The sequence below is a fragment of the Idiomarina fontislapidosi genome (genome assembly GCF_003226255.1).
Classification (GTDB): domain Bacteria; phylum Pseudomonadota; class Gammaproteobacteria; order Enterobacterales; family Alteromonadaceae; genus Idiomarina; species Idiomarina fontislapidosi.
The window spans coordinates 395,040-416,920 of record NZ_QJST01000001.1 but is presented as its reverse complement, the minus strand read 5'-3'; the positions used below and the strand labels follow the sequence as shown (position 1 = coordinate 416,920).

Genomic DNA, 21,881 nt, shown 5'->3' with positions numbered 1-21,881 from the left:
ACCCACAAAAAAAGCGCCTAAAAGGCGCTTTTTTTAGAGCTTACATCTTTAACTGAGTGACAAGTCATCATCAGTGTCAGCCTTTGCTTTAGCTTTCGTCTTACCTTGCTCTTTAGCTTCAGCAGCAGGCTCTTCCTGCTTATTCTTTTTAGCTGGCTTAACAAGCAACAGCTCGCGTAGCTTCACTTCGATTTCTTCTGCAATAGACGGGTTCTCTTGTAAGAACTTCATCGCGTTTGCTTTACCTTGACCAATTTTGTCGCCGTTATAGCTGTACCATGCACCGGCTTTGTCGACAAGCTTGTGCTTAACACCTAAATCAACCAACTCGCCTTCTTTAGAGATGCCGCGACCGTACATAATTTGGAAGTTGGCTTCTTTAAATGGTGGCGCAACCTTGTTCTTAACCACTTTAACGCGGGTTTCGTTACCGACCACTTCATCGCCCTCTTTCAACGCACCTGTGCGACGAATATCCAGACGTACCGAAGAGTAGAATTTCAGTGCGTTACCACCCGTTGTGGTTTCAGGGTTACCGAACATCACACCGATCTTCATACGGATTTGGTTGATGAAGATACATAGGCTGTTTGACTTTTTGATATTAGAAGTCAATTTACGTAATGCCTGTGACATTAATCGCGCTTGCAAACCTACGTGACTATCACCCATTTCACCTTCAATCTCAGCTTTTGGCGTAAGCGCCGCAACTGAGTCGACGATCACCACATCGACAGCGCCAGAGCGAACCAACATGTCGCAGATCTCAAGTGCTTGCTCACCCGTATCAGGCTGTGACACAAGCAAATCATCAACGCGTACACCAAGTGCTTCCGCGTAGATAGGATCCAATGCGTGCTCAGCGTCAACAAACGCACAGGTTTTGCCCGCCTTTTGCGCTTCGGCGATGACTTGTAATGTGAGTGTTGTTTTACCACTCGATTCTGGACCGTAGATTTCAACTACTCGTCCAAATGGCAAACCACCGATGCCTAAGGCGACATCAAGACCTAGCGAGCCGGTTGATACCGACGCGATGTCCATCGTTTGGTTGTCACCCAAACGCATAATTGAACCTTTACCAAACTGACGTTCGATTTGGCTTAAGGCGGCGTCCAGTGCTTTTGAACGATCGTTGCTCATGCTATGCTCCAATTTGTTTCGTTAACACCTGTGAGTATACTGTATAAATTAACAGTATCAAGCTTATTTCTGTAATTTTTCTAGCAGACGGTTAAGTACGTAATCGATAGTCGCTAACCGGACTTCGCTGCGGTCTCCCGCAAACAGCTGCTGATAGCTACTGCACTCCGTGCCATGACAAATAGCCATCCAGACTAAGCCCACGGGCTTCTCTAGCGATCCACCGCCAGGACCGGCAATACCACTCACTGCAATTGCCCAGTCACTCTGACACTGTTTAATGGCCCCTTGAGCCATTTGCTCAACACAGGCTTGTGACACCGCACCATGCTGCGCCAGTGTGTCACTTGATACGCCTAAAAGCTGTTGTTTGAGTGCATTAGTGTAGGTGATCAGTCCGCCGTTAAACCAGCTCGAACTGCCTGCAATTTCTGTCAGAAGATAACCTATGCCGCCCCCTGTGCAGGATTCGGCTGTCGCCAGCGTTTGCTGGCGCTGGCTGAGTTGTTGCGCAAGCTCATTTGCGTGTTTAATCAGTTGCGCCCAGTTTCCGCCACTTGTTACCATAGACGCAGTCCTCGTTGAATAAAGATAATAACAGTATGCCAGTCTCACCGACCTCTGAACAGAGCATTCAGGCGCACACGCCGATGATGCAACAATACTTAAGAATTAAAGCGGAACATCCCGATATGTTGTTGTTTTATCGGATGGGTGACTTTTATGAGCTATTTTTTGATGATGCTAAGCGAGCCGCGCAACTACTCGATATCTCTTTGACCAAACGTGGTGCCAGCAACGGTGAGCCTATTCCGATGGCAGGTGTGCCCTATCACGCCGTCGAAAATTATCTCGCACGCCTAGTTACACGTGGCGAGTCGGTCGCTATTTGTGAACAAGTGGGTGACCCTGCAACAAGCAAAGGCCCAGTAGAACGTAAAGTGGTACGTATTTTAACACCGGGTACCATCACTGATGAATCGCTACTTAACGACAAACAGCAGAACCTTCTCTCAGCGATTAGTGAACTCAAAGACAGCTTTTCACTCGCCACACTCGAGCTCAGTAGTGGTCGTTTTTGGCTGAGCGCGCCTCAATCACGCGAACAGTTGGCCGCCGAGCTACAACGCTTGCAGCCTGCCGAGTTATTGTATCCAGAAGGCATGAGTTTAGCGCAACTCCCGCTGGCCCACTGCCGTTGCCGTAAGCGTTCGCCGTGGGAGTTTGACAGTGACACGGCATTTAAGCTGTTGACCCAACAATTTGCTACCCAGCATTTAGCAGGGTTTGGCTTTAATCAGCACGACCCCATTCTTGGCAGTGCCGGAGCGGTCATGCATTATGTGCAGGACACCCAACGCGCAGCGCTACCGCATATTCGCTCAATGACCCGTGAACCCACCCACGACGCTATCATTCTCGACGCCGCTACACGTCGCAACCTGGAGTTAAATCAAAGCGCTCAGGGCGAGGCGACTCACTTAACTGCCGTCCTGGACGAGACCGTATGTGCAATGGGTAGCCGTAACTTTCAGCGTTGGCTACAACGTCCGTTACGCGATCACGCCACATTAAATCAGCGTTATGACGCTATCGAGGCATTGCAAGCTGAGGATCGGTACCTTGACCTGCGTGAACAGCTGAAGGCAATCACTGACATTGAGCGAATCGTCGCGCGTATTGGCTTACGTAGCGCTCGCCCGCGTGATTTTGCGCGCTTGCGTGACAGCCTCGCACGTTTACCTGAGTTAAAAGCAGGTTGCGAAACCAACGCACTGTCTTACTTAAATGAACGAATGGCCTCGTTCGATGAATTACTCGATATTTTGACCCGTGCCATCATTGAACAACCACCGGTGCTTATTCGCGATGGCGGCGTGATTGCTGCAGGTTACGATGCCGAACTCGACGAATTACGTGACCTCGCAACCGGCGCTACAGATTATCTCACAGCGCTTGAGCAACGCGAGCGCGATAAAACGGGCATTAGCTCATTAAAGGTGGGCTACAACAAGGTTCATGGCTACTTTATCGAGACATCAAAAAGCGATGGTCATCAAGTTCCTGCTGAGTATCAACGCCGGCAAACGCTTAAAAATGCCGAGCGATACATTATCCCAGAATTAAAAGCCCACGAAGATAAAGTATTGACGGCTCAGGCAAAATCTCTAGCCCGAGAGAAGGCGTTATACGATGAGCTGTTTGACTTATGTCTGCCTTTCGTTGAGGCGCTGCAGCAGTCAGCCTCTGCCATCGCTGAACTTGATACATTGTGTGCATTTGCAACACTGGCGTTTGAGCAGAACTATTGTCGTCCACAGTTAGTGAAGCAAAGTGGTGTATTGAAGTTAACACAAGCCCGTCATCCCGTCATTGAACGTCTCAGTGATGATCCTTTTATTCCTAACGATTTGGACATGTCGAATAGCCGACGCTTATTAATGATTACTGGCCCCAATATGGGCGGTAAATCGACCTACATGCGCCAGGCGGCATTAATCGTTATTTTGGCGCATATGGGTTGTTTCGTGCCAGCGCAAGCGGCTGAAATTGGTTATGTCGACCGTATCTTTACCCGAATTGGTGCATCCGACGATATCGCTTCGGGTCGCTCAACCTTTATGGTGGAGATGACCGAGACGGCGAATATCCTGCACAACGCATCGTCTGATAGCTTGGTATTGATGGACGAGATTGGCCGCGGCACATCTACCTACGATGGCTTATCGTTAGCATGGTCTGTCGCAGAACAATTAGCTTCACAACTCGATTGCCTGACTTTATTTGCGACTCACTACTTTGAGCTGACAGCGTTAGCCGATCGTCTGCACAATAGCTGTAATATCCATGTGGAAGCACAAGAGCACAACGATCATATTGTGTTTCTTCATAGCGTCAGCGAGGGCGCAGCAAACCGCAGCTTTGGTCTACAAGTCGCAAAGTTAGCCGGCGTACCGGATGCTGTGATTGAACGTGCGAAGCAAAAACTTGCACAATTAGAAACGCAGCCTAAAACGCAGCAGATGGAAATACCATTAACGGAAACACCTCCTCCGGCACCTGTGAAAGACCCACTGCGAGAGGAGCTAGAAGCGCTTGATTTGGACCAAATGACCCCGATGCAAGCGCTTCTCTGGCTTAATGAAAAGCGAAAGTCACGCTAGCGCCCGGTAAACAAAGCTTCGAGCGTCAGCCCTTGCTGGCGTAAGAAGTCGCGCAATTTACGTAATGCCTCGACTTGTATTTGCCGCACCCGTTCGCGGGTAAGTCCGATTTCGTGGCCAACGTCTTCGAGCGTTGAAGGCTCATAACCTAAAAGCCCAAAACGACGCGCGAGTACCTCTTTCTGTTTAGGGTTGAGAGCGTCGAGCCACTCGGTGATGCGCTCTTTTAAATCACCATCTTGCAACACGCCTTCGGGGCCTTCGTCTGTCTCGTCGGTGAGAATATCCAACAACGCTTTGTCATTTTCACCACCGATAGGCGTATCCACCGAGGTGACCCGCTCATTCAGACGTAGCATTTTGGTGATATCTTCTACAGGTTTATTCAGGCTGGCGGCAATATCTTCAGCGGTGGGCTCATGATCCAACTTGTGCGCTAGTTCACGCGCAGCTCGCAAATACACATTGAGCTCTTTGACAACATGAATAGGCAGACGAATGGTGCGCGTCTGATTCATAATGGCACGCTCGATGGTTTGTCGGATCCACCACGTGGCGTAAGTTGAAAATCTGAAACCGCGTTCAGGATCAAACTTCTCGACTGCGCGGATAAGCCCAAGGTTGCCCTCTTCGACTAAATCCAGTAGCGCTAAGCCTCGATTACAGTAACGGCGGGCAATTTTAACGACCAAGCGGAGATTACTCTCGATCATTCGCTTACGCGCAGCGACATCGCCTTTAAGTGCGCGTCTCGAGAAAAAAACCTCTTCTTCGGCAGTCAATAACGGGGAGAAACCAATCTCACTGAGATAAATCTGTGTGGCATCCATTTTACGTTGATATTGACTAGAATGAACCAGCGCTTCTTCGAGTGCCTGCTCCTCTTCAGAGTTATCACGCACATCGTCATCGCTCAGTGTCTCAGGCTCGATATCCTCGTCCTCCAACACATCCGATTCTTTCATGTCATCTTCAACTTCGCTTTTAAGCTTACTACTCATGACGTTCCCCTTGCACTACTCTACATACAGACCTCAACGTGTATCAGTCAAGGCCGAGCAGCGTACCTACCTATTTAGGTAAATAGTGCCTCGGGTTGACTGACTTGCCGCGATAACGCACTTCAAAGTGCAACATAACACGCGTGGTTCCAGAATCGCCCATCTCTGCAATTGGCTGTCCGACATCGACCCACTGTTGCTCGCTCACCAGAATTTTTTCATTGTGTGCGTAGGCGGTTATAAAATCATCATTATGTTTCAAAATGATTAACCTACCATAGCCGCGAAGGCCATTACCTACATACACCACTTTCCCAGCAGCAGCGGCATTGACTACATCACCTTTTTGACCTGCAAAATCAAGCCCTTTATTTCCTCGCTCAGCCAACGAAAAATCACGAATGACATCATTGCTGACGGGCCAACGCCATTGGATGTCCTTATTACCAACAGACATCGTGCTCGAGCGGGTTACAACCGGTTGTTGACGCTTTTCAGTCGGTTGCGCCGTCGCGCTTTCTCTAACATTTGTCTTAGACTTTTGTTTTTCAATCGTTTTTTTACTGTATGTATTTTGAACATACTCTTTCGTCTTTGGCTTGGCAACGGTTTGGCTTATATCTTTTTGCTTCGCTGAAGTTGTTTTTTTAGAACTAGTGGTTTTTTTGGGCGGTGCTGTGAGACGTAAACGTTGCCCAGGGAATATGGTGTAAGGCTCTGCGAGGTTGTTTATACGCGCCAGCTGGTTGACATCCATACTGGCGCGAAAGGCTATTGAATAAAGCGTTTCACCACTTTTTACCTGATAGTCCGTTGCCGAAGCGAGACTATCGGCCTCATAGTCTTGATAGGTTTTCCCGGTATAGAGGGTCTCCACAGGCGCGGGTGCAGAACGGGATGAACACCCTGCCACGATTAACGTCGCAATGGCTATACCCAAAACAAACACCGAACGCAGAGTCATCTATAATCCGCCCTTATTAAACTAATTTGATGAACAAGACTACAAGAACCGCGATAAGAACGGTAGCCCAACCGATACGATCAACATAGATGCGTAACTTCACTGCCATTTTCGGTCCGCCCCAACGCAGCAGCCAAGCAACGAGGTAAAACCGCAAACCTCGACTCACCGCTGATGCCAACAAAAATGGCAAGAACGCCATACCTAACATCCCGGCACTGACGGTAAATAACTTGTAGGGTATCGGCGAGAAGCCCGCGAGAAACACGACCCAGATACCATACGCCTCGAACCAGTCAACGATCGTCGCTAACTTATCTTGGTATCCCATGAGCTCGATAAACGGCAGTACCGCAGCCTCATAAGCCCACATACCAAGCAAAAAACCGACGCATCCCCCTAGTACTGAAGTAACCGTCGTTATTGCCGCAAACCGAAACGCCCGTCTGGGCTGAGTCATCGCCATCGGCGCTAACATCACGTCCGGCGGTATCGGAAAAAATATCGATTCAGAAAAGCTGAGTGCCGCCAAAATCCATTGTGCGTGAACATGCTGTGACCAGCGCAAGACCGCATCATACATCCTTGAAAACAGCTTCACTGAACCGCCCCTTTCACCAGCGGTACGAAGCGCACATCGCCAATCCGCTGTTGTTCAAACTCATCGCCGAAGCGTCGAACCACGGTCAAACTTTGCTTAGTTTCACCCACCGGTATAATCAGCACACCGCCATCAGCGAGTTGCTCCAACAAGGCTGCTGGTAACTCGCTTGCTGCCGCGGTAACAATAATGCCATCAAACGGCGCTTTGCTCTTCCAGCCTTCCCAGCCATCGCCATGCCGCGTTGCCACATTATGGATATCAAGACTGCGTAAACGACGTTTTGCTTGGTACTGCAGTTGAGCGATGCGTTCAACGCTGAATACTTGCTCTACCAACTGAGCTAAAACTGCTGTCTGGTAGCCAGAGCCTGTACCAATTTCTAATACATGTCGGCAGTCATGCTGAATCAGCAATTGCGTCATGGTTGCCACCATCAATGGCTGCGAGATGGTTTGTCCATTTCCAATCGGCAAGGCGGTATTTTCATAGGCTTTGTGCGCGAGCGATTCGGGCATAAAACGCTCGCGCGGCGTTCTTTGAATCACATCGAGTACGCGTTGATTGGTAATTCCCGCTTGAGTCAAGGTTTGCACCAGCCGCTTCGCCATCCCTAGGTGATTTTTATTGAGCATCTTCCCGTTCCGCTAACCATTGATCTAATGTGTCTTGATGACGTTTCGCTGTCATATCCAAGCTCAGTGGTGTGATTGATACATAGCCCTCGTGGATAGCCGCAAAATCGGTATCCGGCGCATCATCTAAATGATGTCCAATAGGGCCATACCAAAAGATTTCTCGTCCGAACGGGTCACGGTCACGCACCATGGTCTCGGCACGATGACGACGACCTAAACGAGTGACGCGTGTGCCTTTGATATCTTGATAAGGCCCGTACGGTACATTCACGTTCAACACGGTATCTAGCTTTAAGGGTTTAGACTCCATACTCGCCACTAATTCTGCGACAACTTGAGCGGCCGTCTCATAGTAGTCGTGCCCACGTCCCCCCATTGATACAGCTATCGCAGGCAGTCCTTTAAACCGCCCTTCCATGGCTGCGGCTACAGTACCCGAGTAAAAAACGTCGTCGCCCATGTTAGGGCCGTCATTGATACCTGATACAACTAAGTCGACTTCTTCTGCGAACGGTGAGTTCGTGCCAATGTGTACACAGTCAGTGGGCGTACCATTCAGTGAGTAAAAGCCATTATCCAGTTTATGTAACCGCAACGGATTGTGCAGCGTTAATGAGTTACTCGCACCGCTGCAGTTCCTATCGGGGGCTATCACACGCACCTCAGCAATTGATTTCAACGCTTGATACATCGCGTGAATACCAGGCGCATGAACGCCGTCATCATTACTCAACAGAATCTTCATCATTTTCAGTCACCGACAAGTCAATAAGTTCACTAATACAGGCCGTCGCAAAACTGCCCTTGGGTAATTCAAAGCTTACAATCGCATCACCGCCATCCCAGATGAGTTCAGGATCGATCGGCTTTAATCTCATAGCGCGGCGGCTGGCTTTTACTTTCTTCGTCGCTAAGCACTCAATAATATCCGCCCATTCGCTTACGCATTCGGCTTCAAACTGCTCAGCAGCGCCAGATGTCAGCGGTTTAGACACCCAACCGGGTTGTCCCGCAGTCAATTGAATGTCGCCACTCGCTAGACGCTGTTTCAATTCGTCGTCCCACTGCTCAACATGAAATACCGACTGCGATCCCGCCAACATCACGCAGTCCCCGGCGAGAGTAGAAAATCCTAATTGTTGGTATCGAGCAGAGGCAATTTGATTAAACAAAAACGAGCGTACTGACGACAGTAAGCGGCTTTGTTCTGGTTTTTTGACCCGCTTATTGCTACCACCCGCACGCAACCATTCAAAGCCACGCGTTAAATTATTCTGATCATGGCCAAACCGCTGCGGACCAAAATAGTTCAGAGTGCCCTCAGTAATGAGGGTGTTCCAGTTGCTTTCAAACACTGCTTTATCGGCAACATCACGCAAACGGATCTTAAACTGATTCGCTTCATGTAAACCCAGCTTGAGCTTCTTTTGTCGACGAATCACTTTGATGACTTCGAACTCTTCATTATTGAGCTGCTGCCAATCCAATGTATCTTGACCGGGTAGCTGCACCGAGAACCATTGCTCAGTGACCGCATTGCGATCTTTTAAACCAGCGTAACTAACATTCTTTGGCGAGGTATCGGCAAAGCGCGCGAGCTGGCGGGCTACGAACTGGGTGTTAGCCCCTCTTTTGCGAATCCAAAGCCATTGGTGTTCACCTTCACCATCATCAGCGACAACTAGTCGCTCGGTCACGATAAAATCCTCCGGCGCTCGCTTAAACTCTGCTTGCGTGCGTTTGGCATTGATGCGAACGGGGTTGATCGCGGCTTGTAAGTGACTCACGAGCTCGCCACCATGAGTACCACTGCATGACAAGCGATACCCTCGTTACGCCCTACGAACCCCAGCTTTTCGGTGGTTGTAGCTTTTACATTCACGGCGTCATTGGCGACACTTAACAAACTCGCAATACGCTGTCTCATAGCTTCAATATGAGGTGCCATTTTGGGCTGTTGAGCGACGATCGTGACATCAATATTACCCACGCTAAATGTCCGCTCTGACGCTAACTGCATAATGTGACTCAACAATCCAGCGCTATCGGCACCGGCAAATTGCGCATCGGTGTCTGGAAAGTGACGACCAATGTCACCCAAACCTAACGCACCCAGCACGGCATCGCTAATGGCATGTAATACAACATCACCATCCGAATGTGCCAACAGACCATCATCATGAGGCACTTCGACGCCCCCTAACATCAATGGCTTGTTCTCTGCGCCCCAGCGGTGCACATCATAACCGTGGCCAACACGAATATTCATCATGAGTGAGTAATCTCTTCCTTTAAATAGTAACTGACCAACTCGATATCTTCCGGGAAGGTCACCTTGATATTTTTATATGAACCCATTACTAAGCGCGGTTGGTAGCCCGCGTGCTCCATTGCCGACGCTTCATCGGTGAGCTCAGGATGCGTTGAGCCCATCGCATTAATGGCGTCTATCAACGGCTCAATCGCAAATACTTGTGGCGTCTGCGCCTGCCATAAATACGCTCGAGGTACCGTGCTCTGTATCACGGGGCTCCCCATGGCTGAGCGCTTTAATGTATCGCGCACAGGCAATGCAACGATAGCCCCCTGTGCCTGCGTTGTACCTTGCTCTATGACATCGAGCAGTACTTCTAACGGCAGACAAGGACGCGCTGCGTCGTGCACCAAGGCATGGCTAAACCCCTGCGCTGCGGCCGCTTGTAGACCTGCTAATACCGATTCAGCACGTGACGCGCCGCCAGCGACCGTTTCGACCTGCGCAGGCCAACTTGGATATAACGCACTCGCCTGAGGGTTAACGGCAACAAAAACGCGTTGCACTTGAGGGGCGCGCTGAATCGCAGCGAGCGTATAGGAAAGTAACGGCTTGGATTGGATTTTAATAAACTGTTTGGGTTGCTCGCTTTGCATTCGGCTTCCCGTACCCGCTGCGGGAATAATGGCGGCGAGCTTAATCCCCGACGAAGATGACATATTACTGCTCTAGCCTCCTCGGGTGCACAAGACGGAAAAATACTTCTTCTTTTTTAATCATTCCGAGCTCATTGCGCGCACGTTCTTCGAGCGCGTCCTCGCCCTCGCGTAGATCTTTAATATCCGCGTAGAGTACTTCATTACGTCGTGCCAGATTATCGTTCGCTTTACGCTGATGTTGCACTTCTTGTTGCAATCGCCAATAGTCTGGCAAACTGTTTTTCCCAAACCAAAGACGGTATTGTAGCGCTGCTAATACGCCAACCAGCAAAATGATGACAATTCGCATAGTGTGCTCTGGTGAACTTGTATTAGTGCCATTATGAAGTCTAAAACTGTCTATGCAAAGCCATTGAGGTGTTTTTTTGGAATATATCTACGCTGCTGCCATTGTTTTCTTTGCCACGACCTTGCAGGGGATCAGTGGCTTTGGTTCAGGACTCGTGAGTGTACCTTTATTGGTTCTTTTATTACCAATGACAACCATCACACCCACATTATCGATAGTCAATGTCTTTCTAAGCGGCATCATTTATTACAAAAACCGCCATGCGGCGCATCCTCGTCAATGGTTGTCGTTGCTCGGCGCAGGCTTCATTTTTTCAATTTTAGGAAGCTTGCTACTGGTCGAAATCAATGAGCAGATCATTCAAGGGGTACTCGGTACAGTAATACTAACCGTGGTTGCTGTGCTCGCTAGCGGTCGCCAGTTACCGACATTTAATCACCCAACGGGACACGCAAGTGTCGGTGCCGCCTCAGGTATTCTTAATGGGCTCATGACCTTAGGCGGTCCCCCTATTATTCTTTTCCTTGCCAATGCCAAAGTGGACAAAACCGCCTTTAGAGCGACGTTGGCGTTATTTTTCTTAGTTATTGCTATCGCCAATGTGCTGACTTTTGGCGCTCGCGGCGTGTATCAATCGTCGCACCTGGATTTACTATGGTTATGGGTTCCCTGTGCGGTTTTGGGCGCGATGTTGGGCCAATATGTGCAACAATTCGTGGTCGAGCGCCAGTTTAAACGACTGATACTTGGATTAATGTTACTATCGGGGCTATCTGTTTTATTTCAGGCGATTGGGAGTAGTTAACTCGACATGTTACCCGCTGAACTATTAGTTGTGTTACTGAATCTTGCGATTCTTTTAATCTGTTATCTGCATGTTTTTCCGCGGGTTGCAGGCAACTCGCTCGGTAAGTTAGCGATTGCGAGCGCCAGTGCAATTTGCTTATCGCTTGTTATTGTTGGTTCCAAATACATGGGGCTTGGCTATCCATTTTTACTGTTGGGTGGCTCACTTAATTGGTTTTGGTACACCCTCGTCACCTATGCGGTGATGGAAATTCCTATTGCCATTTGGTACCTGAAAAGAAACCCTTCGTAGCTAAATCACGTAGTTTTCGTGGTAGACTAACGTCGATTTTAAAGCTAAAGGAGTCTGATATGGCCGCTTTCGGCACCGTTTTCATGCCTGAAATGAGTATTGCACAATACCGTGATGGGCAATGGCAATCCCCTAGAATTAGTGCCGCGGATACATTGTCTTTGCACCCCGGTGCGCACGCTTTGCACTATGCCAGTACCTGTTTTGAAGGGTTAAAAGCATTTAAACATGCAGATGGCTCCGTTCATATATTTAGACTCGATCAAAACGTTAAACGTATGCGTCAAAGCAGCGAGCTGCTTGCCTTGCCCGAGGTCGATACGGCGTTACTCGAGCAGATGATCGTCGATATTGTTAAACACTTTAAACGTGACGTACCTGAGCCGCCGGGATCGATGTATATTCGCCCAACGCATATTGGCACGGAACCAGCGATTGGTAAGGCAGCCAGTGCGGCAACTCAATCATTGCTTTACGTCTTGCTCTCGCCCGTCGGCGATTACTTTGCTGGTGGCACACGTCCGTTAAAACTCTTGGTCGAGACCGATGGAATGCGCTGTGCGCCACATATGGGCATGATCAAAAGCGGTGGCAATTATGCCAGTGCACTCAATCCCATTATGCGAGCCCGTGCCCAGTATGGTGCTGACCAAGTGTTGTTCTGTCCTAATGGCGACGTGCAGGAAACAGGCGCAGCCAACTTCTTACTCATCGACGGTGATGAGATTATTACCAAAGATTTGGATAGTAGCTTTTTGCATGGCATCACGCGTGATTCTATTCTGACGATCGCCAAAGACATGGGCATGAAAGTCAGTGAACGTGCACTGAGTGTCGACGAGTTGCTTGAGCGCGCGCAGAAGCCTAAAACCGAGGCGGCTCTTTCAGGCACGGCCGCGGTGCTGACGCCCGTCGGCTCACTGATTCATAACGATCAAACGATTACGGTCGGCACGGGTGAGGAAGGAACCCAAACACAGCAACTGCGTCGAGCGTTAAATGAAATCCAATGGGGTCAGCGCGAAGACACTTTTGGTTGGCTAACCACCGTTTAATGCGTTCTCCTGTCGTACAACGAAGGTTTCTAAGAGCACTACGGGTTGCCCATCGTCGGGCAACTCGATAATTCCTTGCTCAACAAACCCCAATTTATCTAATAAGCTTAACGACGCCCGATTCGTTGGATTGCAAATGGCAGCCAAACGCTCCAGTTCGGTATGCTGTGCAACTCGCTGCATCAATGAACGCGCGGCTTCAATCGCATACCCTTGGCCCGTATAAGCTGCCGACAACGCGTACCCGATATCCGGGCAATCTAAGAAGTCACGTTGTAGTAACCCCAAGAGTCCTATCGGCTTATTATCCTGCGCTCGTTCGACAAGCATCAACCCCAACCCGTGACGCCGATACTGTGTTTGCGGTCCGGTCTCAATGTAATTTAACGCATCACCTCGATTTCTGACCTGCTTATCAGCGATTTGTTTAATGAATTCAGGCTCATTGAGTAATGTGAGTATAAACTCTGCATCGGACCTTTTAAGCGGTCTAACCAGAAGTCTTTCTGTTTTCCAAGTTGATATCAGTTTCATAACGCGCCCTTAAAGATAGGATACAAGCATAACTCAAACTTGTAACTTTAGATATTTAGACTATTATCTAAATATCTAACTAATAGTGATATTGTCTCAATGAAACAACAACTGGTGTTCAAAGCACTCGCCGACGGCACGCGCAGGAATATTCTCCGAGCGTTGCGCGCTGGTTCAAAAAGTGCGGGTGAGCTGAGTGAGGAGTTTTCAATAACTAAAGCTTCTCTGTCGCACCATTTAGCTTTGTTGCTAAATGCTGAGCTCGTGCGACGCGAGCGCCGCGGTCAACAACTCATTTACTCGCTTAATAGTTCAGTCGCCGAAGAGGTCATGGCGATCTTGTTCGATCTATTTTCTCATAAGGAGGATTCATGATCCTTACGCTCTCATCGAAGCATCGCTGGATAAGCTGGTTATTCATAGTACTCAGCGCCGTTTTTGTGGCTGCAATCTATAACCAGCTGCCACAAGAAATCCCTAGTCATTGGAACTTCGCTGGGGAAGTTGACGATTATCAGTCCAAACCGCTTGGTGCTTGGCTGATGACACTGCTTATGATCGCGCTTTGGGCGCTCATGGAATGTCTTCACGTGCTGTCACCCAAAGGCTACAGCATAGATAGTTTTCGTACGACCATCGGCTTAATTACCAACTTGATGTTAGGCTTCCTTTTGCTTATTCAGGTTGCCCAACTGAGTGTTGCGCTCGGTGCAGAACTCGAGTTACCAACCATCATCATGGTGGGTGTCGGCGTCCTATTCATCTGTTTAGGTAATTACTTAGGTAAGCTGCGTAAGAATTTCTTTATTGGTATTCGCACGCCCTGGACATTGGCCAGCGATGAAGTTTGGTACAAAACACACCGAGTGGGCAGCTATTGCTTCGTCATTATTGGCGCAGTATTGGTATCGAGGGCTTGGTGGGCCCTCCCGCAAAGTCTCTTTATCGCACTTATTATAGCGCTTGCACTTGTACCAACAGTTTACTCGTTCGTTATATACCGACGGCTGTACCAAGATGAAAACAAAAACTAAGCATTTTTGTTTTTATCTTCATACATACGTTCATCCGCGACGTGCAGGAGTTCCTCGAGCGAACGTCCTTCTTTCGGGAATTCTGCGCGTCCAACACTGGCGTGAATCGTCAATTCACCGTGTTCAAAGGTAAATGGATGCTCTCGAAGGTGCTCAATAATCGCCGTAACACTATCGCGTGTGTCACTGTCTGGCGATTTTAGTCGCCGCAGCACAACAAATTCGTCGCCCCCAATTCGCCCTGCTTCTTTGTCGCTTACGTAAGTATTCAAAATCAACGCGACATGCTTGAGAAAGCGGTCGCCTACGGCATGGCCGTACTCATCATTGATCGGCTTAAACTCATTTAAATCGATATAAATAACCTCGATCGGTCGATCAGTGCGCTGTGTCAGCACTTTAAAGCGCTGTGTCAGTGCTCGACGATTTAACAACCCCGTCAGAGAATCCGTGCGTGCCTGATGGTGTAACGCGCGATAACTGCGACTGAGTAATGCGATCACGGCAGCGAGCACAAACACCCCCGCATAACCAAAGAATCGTAACCAGCCCATGCCATTCACGTCATAACCGATATGCTTAGCACGCGCATGGATCCGCCACGTTTCATTAAACACCTCAAGCTCTGTCGTTGCATCTGCCTTATCGACAATCTCGGCATCACCGACAAACACTTCCTCGCCGAGTTTTTCAACCGAGGGACGACTTAACGCCAAATCATAATTTGCCGCACTCCCATCACGCACGCGGCTCATAATCTCAGAGATATCAACCAGCAGTCGGACAGAGCCCCAATAAAAGCCAGAAAAAGTAAAGTGACGGGTATAAATGGGGAGCGTGACATCCACCGCCAACGCGCCGTTCTCGACCAGTCGTGGTGCTGACACCTCGTAGTGCTCAAATAGCTGACTGGATGGCGAGGTGACGTCATATTCGTCTGGTGTATCGGATGTCCAAAGGCTCATAGCCGGTGTAAGGGGATAGGCAAACAGTAGCTCTTGGTTTCGCCACACCGAAACGCGTTTGACTACGGGGCTTTCTTTGAGCACCGAAACCGCTAACAACCGTGTATTAACCGGCTCGGTCACGGGTTGAACTGAGAAGTACGAGGAGAAAGCGAATGCTGCGCGTGATGCTTCACCGAATAACTGTTCCATTTGCGAGCGGATACCAACGAGCTCAGTGGTCGCTTTATTACTTTTCATTTGTTGATACTGTGTCGTCGTAACACCGACCACCCACTCGACACAGATAATACCGCCGAGTAGTACAACCGCCAACAAACCGTGCAGTAAATTAAGTTGTAGTCCCTTTAACTTATTTAGCAACAGTCAAAATCCCTAGTTGTAATCCACTTAAACATCACTATGAGTACCATTGTATCGTGATCCGCTCATTAATCCATCCACATTCGTAGCAAGTTTTGATAACTCTTTGAAAGCAAGAGATACTGCTCACTGCGTCCACGCGCCTCAAACTCCTGTGTCACAGCCCGCTGCATATCAAACAATAATCCTCGCTGGTGTGCGTCCTTCACCCAGCTTTGGCACCAACCCACTAACGCGGTCCGCTGACCACTGGTAACAGGTTCGACCTGATGCACGAAGTGACTAGGATAAATCAATATATCTCCCGCGTCTAATCGCCAACTGCGTTCACCACTATGGTCCTCCATGGTCAATGCTCCCCCCTCATACTCATCGAGTGATGATAATGACAGAGTAAAGGATATGTCTGTCCGAGCTTGGTTCATCAACGCATCATCCACATGCAAACCGTAACTTTGTTGGCGTTGATAGCGATTGATCATGCTGCGGGCGATGGTTTTAGGCCGTAATGCGGCCTCCACCCACGGATTCCTGAGCATCCGTTGTAGCGTAAAGTCGACCACACCTTGCGCTTTTTGATCGACACTCAGTTGTTGGTTATTTTTGACTGATTTTGCACCAGCGCCTGCGGAGAGTTTGCCATCGGTAAAGGTATGTTTAACCAGTTTTTCATTAATCACATCAATCGTGGGTTTGTCGATGACTTGCTGTAAATGGATAATCATATCAGGACATACCTTTTATTTGCGAATAGTTATCATTTTTGAGATTATAGCTGAAATAGTATTGAGCAAAAACAAGGATTCCATGATGAGAGAAAAACGCAAGAGTTGGATCGCCGTCAGTTCTGCCATTGGGGCGTCGATGGTGATTAGTCAGGGCGCAGCTGCAACCACCAGTCCGCATGCAAGCTTAGCGCCAGCGACTTTACTTGCTGCACCCGGCCCGATGATGGAAGGTGAAGGTGAAGGCGCGGTCAATGTCGATTTAACCACCAACGATGCCGCATTTTTAGCGCAACTTGGTTTGATAAGGGGTCACCTCTGGGTCGGCATGAAGCTGTATGAGCAAGGCCATTTAGCTATGGCAAAAACCCACATGAAACATCCAGGAGATGAGCTCTATGCCGGGTTGGTGAGTGCATTTGAAGCCCGCGACCTACCCGGTTTTGCTGAACCGCTTAGCGACTTGGCTGACAGCGTTAATAATGATGCTGATAAAGCGACCGTGATGGCACATTACGCCGCATTAAAAGAAGCGATTGGCGCGAATGAACCTTTGCCATCGATGAGCGCTGGTGAGGTATTAAAAAGTATCGCCAGTATGCTGCTTACTTCTGCGGATGAATATGCCATTGGCATTAAACAAAACCAAGTGGTCAACGTGCATGAGTTCCAAGACGCCTATGGTTTTCAGCAAATCGCGTTAAGCCGTTTGGACGCATTGTCTGAGGCGCAACGTGCGGGTGCCGAGGACGCTATCGAAGAAACGCGTAATGTCATTCAAGGTCTTGATGAACTGTGGCCAACGACAACCCCAGAGGGAGAGCTTGAAGGTGATGCAAGTCTAATTTACGGTGCTGCATCACGCATCGAAATGGAAGCAAACGGCATCTAACGGGCTATTTTAAGCGCCACCTTAAACTGACGCCAGTCTAGGGTGGCGACTAAAAGTAATTCACGTAATGTCAGCGTGCGGGGGTTAATACGCCCCCGATGATTCCACTGATGACCACAACATGCGGCGGTCATGATGCGCTTGGTTGGCTTAAGCAAAGTTAAGTCGGGTGAGTCCCCTTCTCCGCTAAAACTAAACCACCCCTGATAATTCAAGTGCACACGCTGGTGAGTACTGTCGACTCGGTCAATACTATCAAGCACAATGGTCTTAAATTCGTTGGTTTCATAACGCACGGGCACGACAAGTCCCAACGCCGCATGTTGCTTAAACCACGCATGTTGCTTTTGTGCCGTACCTGTACTCGTCGGGCATGTGGTTGCCTGTGCGGCTTGCCAACTGGCGTTTTGAGCATCAAGCTGGAGAGGGCTATATTGGGCGGCCTGTAGCGAACCATGCGCTGCATGACGCACATAAAACGGGAGACTGGCTAAACGTCGACGCAATAAGCTGGCATCGATGTCTTCTTGCGAGAGTTGAATTAATGTTCTTTCGTACAAAGCCGAGCAGAGCTCAGCGATATCGCTGTGCTCTGCTATAGGCTGAAAAATGTCGGCTTGCGAATTATCCAGCTTTGACTTCTTGTCGACCGCGGTATGGCGCTTTGCCATCCAACTCACCTTCAATGCGTAGCAATTGATTGTATTTGGCTACACGATCTGAGCGGCAAAGCGAGCCTGTTTTAATTTGACCGGCGGCTGTGCCAACTGCTAAATCTGCAATGGTTGCGTCCTCAGTTTCACCCGAACGGTGACTGATTACAGCAGTGTAACCTGCTTTACGTGCCATTTCGATCGCTGCCAAGGTTTCTGTCAGACTACCAATCTGATTAAATTTAATCAAAATTGAATTTGCGATACCTTTATCGATACCCTCTTGCAGGATACGTGTATTGGTTACAAATAGGTCATCACCTACGAGTTGCACGCGATCACCTAACTTCTCGGTTAATACTTTCCAACCATCCCAGTCCGATTCATCTAAGCCATCTTCGATTGAGATAATAGGATAGCGATCACAGAGCTCAGCCAAGTAACTCGCAAAACCTTCTGCATCGAAGGATTTGCCTTCGCCGCTCAGGTTGTACTGGCCGTCTTTGTAAAATTCAGATGCAGCACAGTCCAGTGCAAGCGTTACATCGTCACCCATGCGATAGCCCGCTTTTTCAACGGCTTCGACGATGACTTGTAGCGCTTCTTCATTAGAACCTAAGTTCGGCGCGAAGCCACCTTCGTCGCCAACAGCAGTGCTTAAACCACGCTGCTGAAGCACTTTTTTCAACGCATGGAAGATTTCAGCACCGATACGCAAACCTTCTTTAAAGCTCGAAGCACCGACAGGCTGAATCATAAACTCTTGAATATCAACGTTGTTATCGGCGTGTTCACCACCGTTGAGGATATTCATCATCGGCAATGGCATGCTGTATTCTTCAGGCGTGTTGTTAAGCTCAGCAATGTGCTGATACAACGGCATGCCTTTATACGCTGCTGCCGCTTTAGCTACCGCTAAAGAAACCGCCAAGATAGCGTTGGCGCCCAGTTTTTCCTTGTTATCGGTGCCATCTAAACGCAACATAATTTCATCAATCGCGTTTTGGTTAACCGCTTCAGCGCCACGTAAGGCTTCGGCAATCGCGCCATTAATGTTAGCAACCGCCTGTTCAACGCCCTTACCTAGATAACGGCTTTTGTCGCCATCGCGCAGTTCAAGCGCCTCACGTGAACCTGTCGAAGCACCACTGGGTGCCGCAGCGCGGCCCATGTGACCTGACTCTAAATAAACGTCTGCTTCTACCGTTGGGTTACCGCGTGAATCCATGATTTCACGCGCAACAATACGGGTAATTGTGCTCATTATAAAATCCTTATTAATTAGCCTAAACGCTCTTTATTAAACTGACCTGCGGCCTCGATAAAGCCTTTAAATAAGCCATGACCATCACGCGGGGTCGAAGTAAATTCCGGATGGAACTGAACCGCGATAAACCAGCGGTGTTCTGGAATTTCAACGACTTCAACAAGGCGTTTGTCATGCGAAAAGCCAGAGAACTTCAGTCCCGCTTTTTCTAACGCTTCGATATAGTTATTATTGACTTCATAACGATGGCGGTGACGTTCTTCAATCACTTCAGCGCCGTACATTTTGCTTGCTTTAGAGCCTTTTTCTAGATGACACTCTTGTGCGCCTAAACGCATCGTGCCGCCTAAGTCAGAGCTTTCATCACGCAGCTCTTTTTGACCATTGGCATCCATCCACTCAGTGATCAAGCCGACCACCGGTTGTTTGCAATCAGGTGCAAATTCGGTACTGTTCGCATCTTTCATGCCTGCCACATTGCGCGCATATTCGATAAGCGCAACTTGCATACCTAAGCAGATGCCTAAATACGGAATGTTGTTTTCGCGTGCATACTGAGCTGCTTTTAGCTTGCCATCGATTCCCCGATCACCAAAGCCACCGGGCACCAAAATAGCATCTACATCAGCGAGTTTACTGGTACCTTTGGTCTCGATGTCTTGGGCATCGATATAGCGAATATTCACTGTAAGGCGATTTTTTAACCCCGCGTGCGCAAGCGCTTCATTAACGGACTTATACGCGTCGGGCAATTCGACATACTTGCCAACGAAACCGACGGTGACTTCGCCGTTAGGATTAGACTCTTGATATAGAACTTGTTCCCATTCGCTTAGATCGGCTTCTGGACAATCAAGACGGAAGCGGTGTGTCACTATCTCGTCTAAGCCCTGAGATTTCAGCATTGAAGGAATTTTGTAAATACTGTCAACGTCGCGCAAACCGATGACGGCTTTTTCTTCGACATTGGTAAATAACGCAATTTTTGAGCGCTCAGATGGCGGCAGCGAGCGGTCAGAGCGACATACTAATACATCGGGCTGAATACCAATCGAGCGCAGTTCTTTCACTGAGTGTTGCGTTGGCTTAGTTTTTACTTCACCCGCAGCGCCTAGGAATGGCACTAAGGTTAAATGCATGAATAGCGTGTGGTCGCGGCCCACCTCAGTACCTAACTGACGAATCGCCTCTAAGAAAGGCTGTGATTCGATATCACCCACAGTACCGCCAATCTCAATGATCGCGATATCTGATCCTTTACCGCCTTCAATGATGCGGCGCTTGATTTCATTGGTGATATGCGGAATGACCTGAATGGTCGCGCCGAGGAACTCACCTTTGCGTTCACGGCGAATAATGTCCTCGTAAACACGTCCTGCGGTGAAGTTATTATGACTCGTCATGCGAGTACGGATGAAACGCTCGTAATGACCCAAGTCGAGGTCAGTCTCAGCGCCATCGACGGTGACAAAGACTTCACCGTGTTGGATCGGGCTCATCGTGCCCGGATCAACGTTGATATAAGGGTCGAGCTTTAGAATGGTGACATTCAGGCCCCGTGCTTCAAGAATCGCAGCCAGTGAAGCTGCAGCAATACCTTTCCCCAGCGAGGATACAACGCCGCCGGTTACGAAAATATAATTTGTCGCCATGTGTTACCCAGTTGGTCAGGTCAATGTAGGGATTTCTTAAGACGGGAAAATAGTATACCTAAGCGCGCCCATTTCTACAAACAAAAGCATCACTTTTGCGTTGATTTAACCTCTTGCCAAAGCGCTTCTAGCTGTTCTAAGCTCAACTCATCAGCGGCTTGCTCACGTGCGCGAAGGGTCTGTTCAATCGCCTGAAAACGTTGTATAAATTTATTATTAGCACGCTGCAAGGCGCGCTCGGGATTAACCTGCTTATGGCGTGCAAGATTAATAACAGCAAATAATAAGTCACCGATTTCTTCCTCGAGGTGATCATCGTTCTCTGCTGAGCGCACCTCTTCGATTTCCTCTTGAACCTTGGCATAAATCGGTTCTTCTTCAGTCCAGTCAAAGCCTACCGAGGCGGCCCGTTTTTGAATTTTAGCGGCCTTAAGTACGCTCGGTAGTTGGCTCGGAATATCCTTAAATACGGTATCGGCGTGTTGGCTTTTACGCTCCTGCTGTTTAATCGCTTCCCATTGCTGCTTAATCTCGGCATCGGATAAAGCACCTTCGGTTTGCTCAAATACATGGGGATGACGTCGTATTAGCTTATCTGCGGTATGTTGAGCAATTGCATCAAAGTCAAAGCTACCCTCTTCCTCGCCAAGCTGCGCATAAAACACCACTTGAAACAACAGGTCGCCGAGTTCATCTTTCATCGCCGCGCGCTCGCCGCTGTTAATCGCGTCGACCACCTCATAGGTCTCTTCGATGGTATAGGGCAGCAATGACTCAAATGTTTGCTTAAGATCCCACGGACAGCCGTGTTGCTTATCGCGTAACTGCTGCATGACCTGTTTGAGTGCTTCGATGCCCACTGCTTGCAT

At 48.9% G+C, this 21,881-nt stretch carries 25 protein-coding genes; 7 read left to right on the top strand and 18 right to left on the bottom strand.

All coding sequences use genetic code 11. From position 1 onward, the window contains the following. Positions 1–48 precede the first annotated feature (48 nt). On the bottom strand, positions 49–1,143 hold the full coding sequence (gene recA / locus DFP83_RS02060) for a recombinase RecA (protein WP_110572665.1): 1,095 nt from the start codon (positions 1,141–1,143) through the stop codon (positions 49–51). 63 nt (positions 1,144–1,206) lie between these two features. Then, entirely contained in the window at positions 1,207–1,710 is a 504-nt protein-coding gene (locus DFP83_RS02055; protein WP_110572663.1) for a CinA family protein, read from the bottom strand. Between the two features lie 35 nt (positions 1,711–1,745). Between DFP83_RS02055 and mutS the strand changes: the two genes are divergently transcribed. Beyond that, positions 1,746–4,307: a DNA mismatch repair protein MutS gene (mutS, locus tag DFP83_RS02050; protein WP_181416354.1), complete on the top strand. Its 2,562-nt coding sequence runs from the start codon at positions 1,746–1,748 to the stop codon at positions 4,305–4,307. Here mutS and rpoS read toward each other — a convergent pair. From rpoS to ftsB, 9 genes are all read right to left on the bottom strand, one after another. Next, positions 4,304–5,308, bottom strand: coding sequence for an RNA polymerase sigma factor RpoS (rpoS, locus tag DFP83_RS02045; RefSeq protein WP_110572661.1), 1,005 nt, complete (start codon positions 5,306–5,308; stop codon positions 4,304–4,306). The genes mutS and rpoS overlap by 4 nt on opposite strands. Positions 5,309–5,378: 70 nt before the next feature. Then, positions 5,379–6,257 carry a peptidoglycan DD-metalloendopeptidase family protein gene (locus tag DFP83_RS02040; protein WP_244912972.1) on the bottom strand — a complete coding sequence of 293 codons (879 nt, stop codon included), beginning with the start codon at positions 6,255–6,257 and terminating at the stop codon, positions 5,379–5,381. Positions 6,258–6,288: 31 nt separating this feature from the next. Next, positions 6,289–6,873 (bottom strand): YqaA family protein, encoded by a 585-nt coding sequence (locus DFP83_RS02035; protein ID WP_110572657.1) that lies wholly within the window; start codon positions 6,871–6,873, stop codon positions 6,289–6,291. After that, positions 6,870–7,508 carry a protein-L-isoaspartate(D-aspartate) O-methyltransferase gene (locus DFP83_RS02030; RefSeq protein ID WP_181416351.1) on the bottom strand — a complete coding sequence of 213 codons (639 nt, stop codon included), beginning with the start codon at positions 7,506–7,508 and terminating at the stop codon, positions 6,870–6,872. Before DFP83_RS02030 ends, DFP83_RS02035 begins: the two co-directional genes overlap by 4 nt. Continuing rightward, on the bottom strand, positions 7,498–8,259 hold the full coding sequence (gene surE, locus DFP83_RS02025; protein WP_110572655.1) for a 5'/3'-nucleotidase SurE: 762 nt from the start codon (positions 8,257–8,259) through the stop codon (positions 7,498–7,500). Before surE ends, DFP83_RS02030 begins: the two co-directional genes overlap by 11 nt. Further along, positions 8,237–9,298: a tRNA pseudouridine(13) synthase TruD gene (gene truD, locus DFP83_RS02020; RefSeq protein WP_110572653.1), complete on the bottom strand. Its 1,062-nt coding sequence runs from the start codon at positions 9,296–9,298 to the stop codon at positions 8,237–8,239. Before truD ends, surE begins: the two co-directional genes overlap by 23 nt. Further along, the gene (gene ispF, locus DFP83_RS02015; RefSeq protein WP_110572878.1) at positions 9,295–9,780 is read right to left on the bottom strand and encodes a 2-C-methyl-D-erythritol 2,4-cyclodiphosphate synthase; all 486 of its coding nucleotides are present in this window, start codon (positions 9,778–9,780) and stop codon (positions 9,295–9,297) included. The genes truD and ispF overlap by 4 nt, the downstream gene beginning before the upstream one ends. Further along, the gene (gene ispD / locus DFP83_RS02010) at positions 9,780–10,484 is read right to left on the bottom strand and encodes a 2-C-methyl-D-erythritol 4-phosphate cytidylyltransferase (protein WP_110572651.1); all 705 of its coding nucleotides are present in this window, start codon (positions 10,482–10,484) and stop codon (positions 9,780–9,782) included. The genes ispF and ispD overlap by 1 nt, the downstream gene beginning before the upstream one ends. 1 nt (position 10,485) lies before the next feature. After that, complete coding sequence (gene ftsB, locus DFP83_RS02005) at positions 10,486–10,773, bottom strand: cell division protein FtsB (RefSeq protein ID WP_006956042.1); 288 nt, start codon at positions 10,771–10,773, stop codon at positions 10,486–10,488. A 76-nt stretch (positions 10,774–10,849) separates the two neighbouring features. On the opposite strand from ftsB, the gene DFP83_RS02000 reads away from it, so the two are divergent. From DFP83_RS02000 to DFP83_RS01990, 3 genes are read left to right on the top strand one after another with little or no spacing between them, the layout of a single operon-like run. Further along, a complete protein-coding gene (locus DFP83_RS02000; protein ID WP_110572649.1) occupies positions 10,850–11,578 on the top strand; it encodes a sulfite exporter TauE/SafE family protein in 729 nt (242 codons plus the stop codon). Between the two features lie 6 nt (positions 11,579–11,584). Beyond that, entirely contained in the window at positions 11,585–11,872 is a 288-nt protein-coding gene (locus DFP83_RS01995; protein ID WP_110572647.1) for a hypothetical protein, read from the top strand. Positions 11,873–11,931: 59 nt separating this feature from the next. Beyond that, positions 11,932–12,927, top strand: coding sequence for a branched-chain amino acid aminotransferase (locus DFP83_RS01990; RefSeq protein ID WP_110572644.1), 996 nt, complete (start codon positions 11,932–11,934; stop codon positions 12,925–12,927). Here the strand turns inward: DFP83_RS01990 and DFP83_RS01985 are convergent. Then, a complete protein-coding gene (locus DFP83_RS01985; protein WP_110572642.1) occupies positions 12,913–13,461 on the bottom strand; it encodes a GNAT family N-acetyltransferase in 549 nt (182 codons plus the stop codon). The two genes, DFP83_RS01990 and DFP83_RS01985, sit on opposite strands and share 15 nt — an antisense overlap. 99 nt (positions 13,462–13,560) lie before the next feature. Between DFP83_RS01985 and DFP83_RS01980 the strand changes: the two genes are divergently transcribed. Beyond that, positions 13,561–13,836: an autorepressor SdpR family transcription factor gene (locus tag DFP83_RS01980; RefSeq protein ID WP_110572640.1), complete on the top strand. Its 276-nt coding sequence runs from the start codon at positions 13,561–13,563 to the stop codon at positions 13,834–13,836. Then, the gene (locus DFP83_RS01975) at positions 13,833–14,495 is read left to right on the top strand and encodes an SdpI family protein (protein ID WP_110572638.1); all 663 of its coding nucleotides are present in this window, start codon (positions 13,833–13,835) and stop codon (positions 14,493–14,495) included. Before DFP83_RS01980 ends, DFP83_RS01975 begins: the two co-directional genes overlap by 4 nt. Here the strand turns inward: DFP83_RS01975 and DFP83_RS01970 are convergent. Both DFP83_RS01970 and DFP83_RS01965 read right to left on the bottom strand, forming a co-directional pair. Further along, positions 14,492–15,823: a sensor domain-containing diguanylate cyclase gene (locus DFP83_RS01970; RefSeq protein WP_110572636.1), complete on the bottom strand. Its 1,332-nt coding sequence runs from the start codon at positions 15,821–15,823 to the stop codon at positions 14,492–14,494. The genes DFP83_RS01975 and DFP83_RS01970 overlap by 4 nt on opposite strands. Before the next feature lie 68 nt (positions 15,824–15,891). Next, positions 15,892–16,548, bottom strand: a complete 657-nt coding sequence (locus DFP83_RS01965) for a Fe2+-dependent dioxygenase (protein ID WP_110572634.1) — start codon at positions 16,546–16,548, stop codon at positions 15,892–15,894. A gap of 82 nt (positions 16,549–16,630) precedes the next feature. Here DFP83_RS01965 and DFP83_RS01960 point away from each other — a divergent pair, with 82 nt between their 5' ends. Next, a complete protein-coding gene (locus tag DFP83_RS01960; protein WP_241971559.1) occupies positions 16,631–17,440 on the top strand; it encodes a hypothetical protein in 810 nt (269 codons plus the stop codon). Here the strand turns inward: DFP83_RS01960 and DFP83_RS01955 are convergent. The 4 genes from DFP83_RS01955 to mazG form a co-directional block, all read right to left on the bottom strand. Further along, positions 17,437–18,111 carry a hypothetical protein gene (locus tag DFP83_RS01955; protein WP_110572630.1) on the bottom strand — a complete coding sequence of 225 codons (675 nt, stop codon included), beginning with the start codon at positions 18,109–18,111 and terminating at the stop codon, positions 17,437–17,439. The two genes, DFP83_RS01960 and DFP83_RS01955, sit on opposite strands and share 4 nt — an antisense overlap. Next, the gene (gene eno, locus DFP83_RS01950) at positions 18,065–19,357 is read right to left on the bottom strand and encodes a phosphopyruvate hydratase (RefSeq protein WP_110572628.1); all 1,293 of its coding nucleotides are present in this window, start codon (positions 19,355–19,357) and stop codon (positions 18,065–18,067) included. Before eno ends, DFP83_RS01955 begins: the two co-directional genes overlap by 47 nt. 17 nt (positions 19,358–19,374) lie before the next feature. Then, positions 19,375–21,012, bottom strand: coding sequence for a CTP synthase (locus tag DFP83_RS01945; protein WP_110572627.1), 1,638 nt, complete (start codon positions 21,010–21,012; stop codon positions 19,375–19,377). Between the two features lie 89 nt (positions 21,013–21,101). Beyond that, positions 21,102–21,881: a nucleoside triphosphate pyrophosphohydrolase gene (gene mazG / locus DFP83_RS01940; protein WP_110572625.1), complete on the bottom strand. Its 780-nt coding sequence runs from the start codon at positions 21,879–21,881 to the stop codon at positions 21,102–21,104.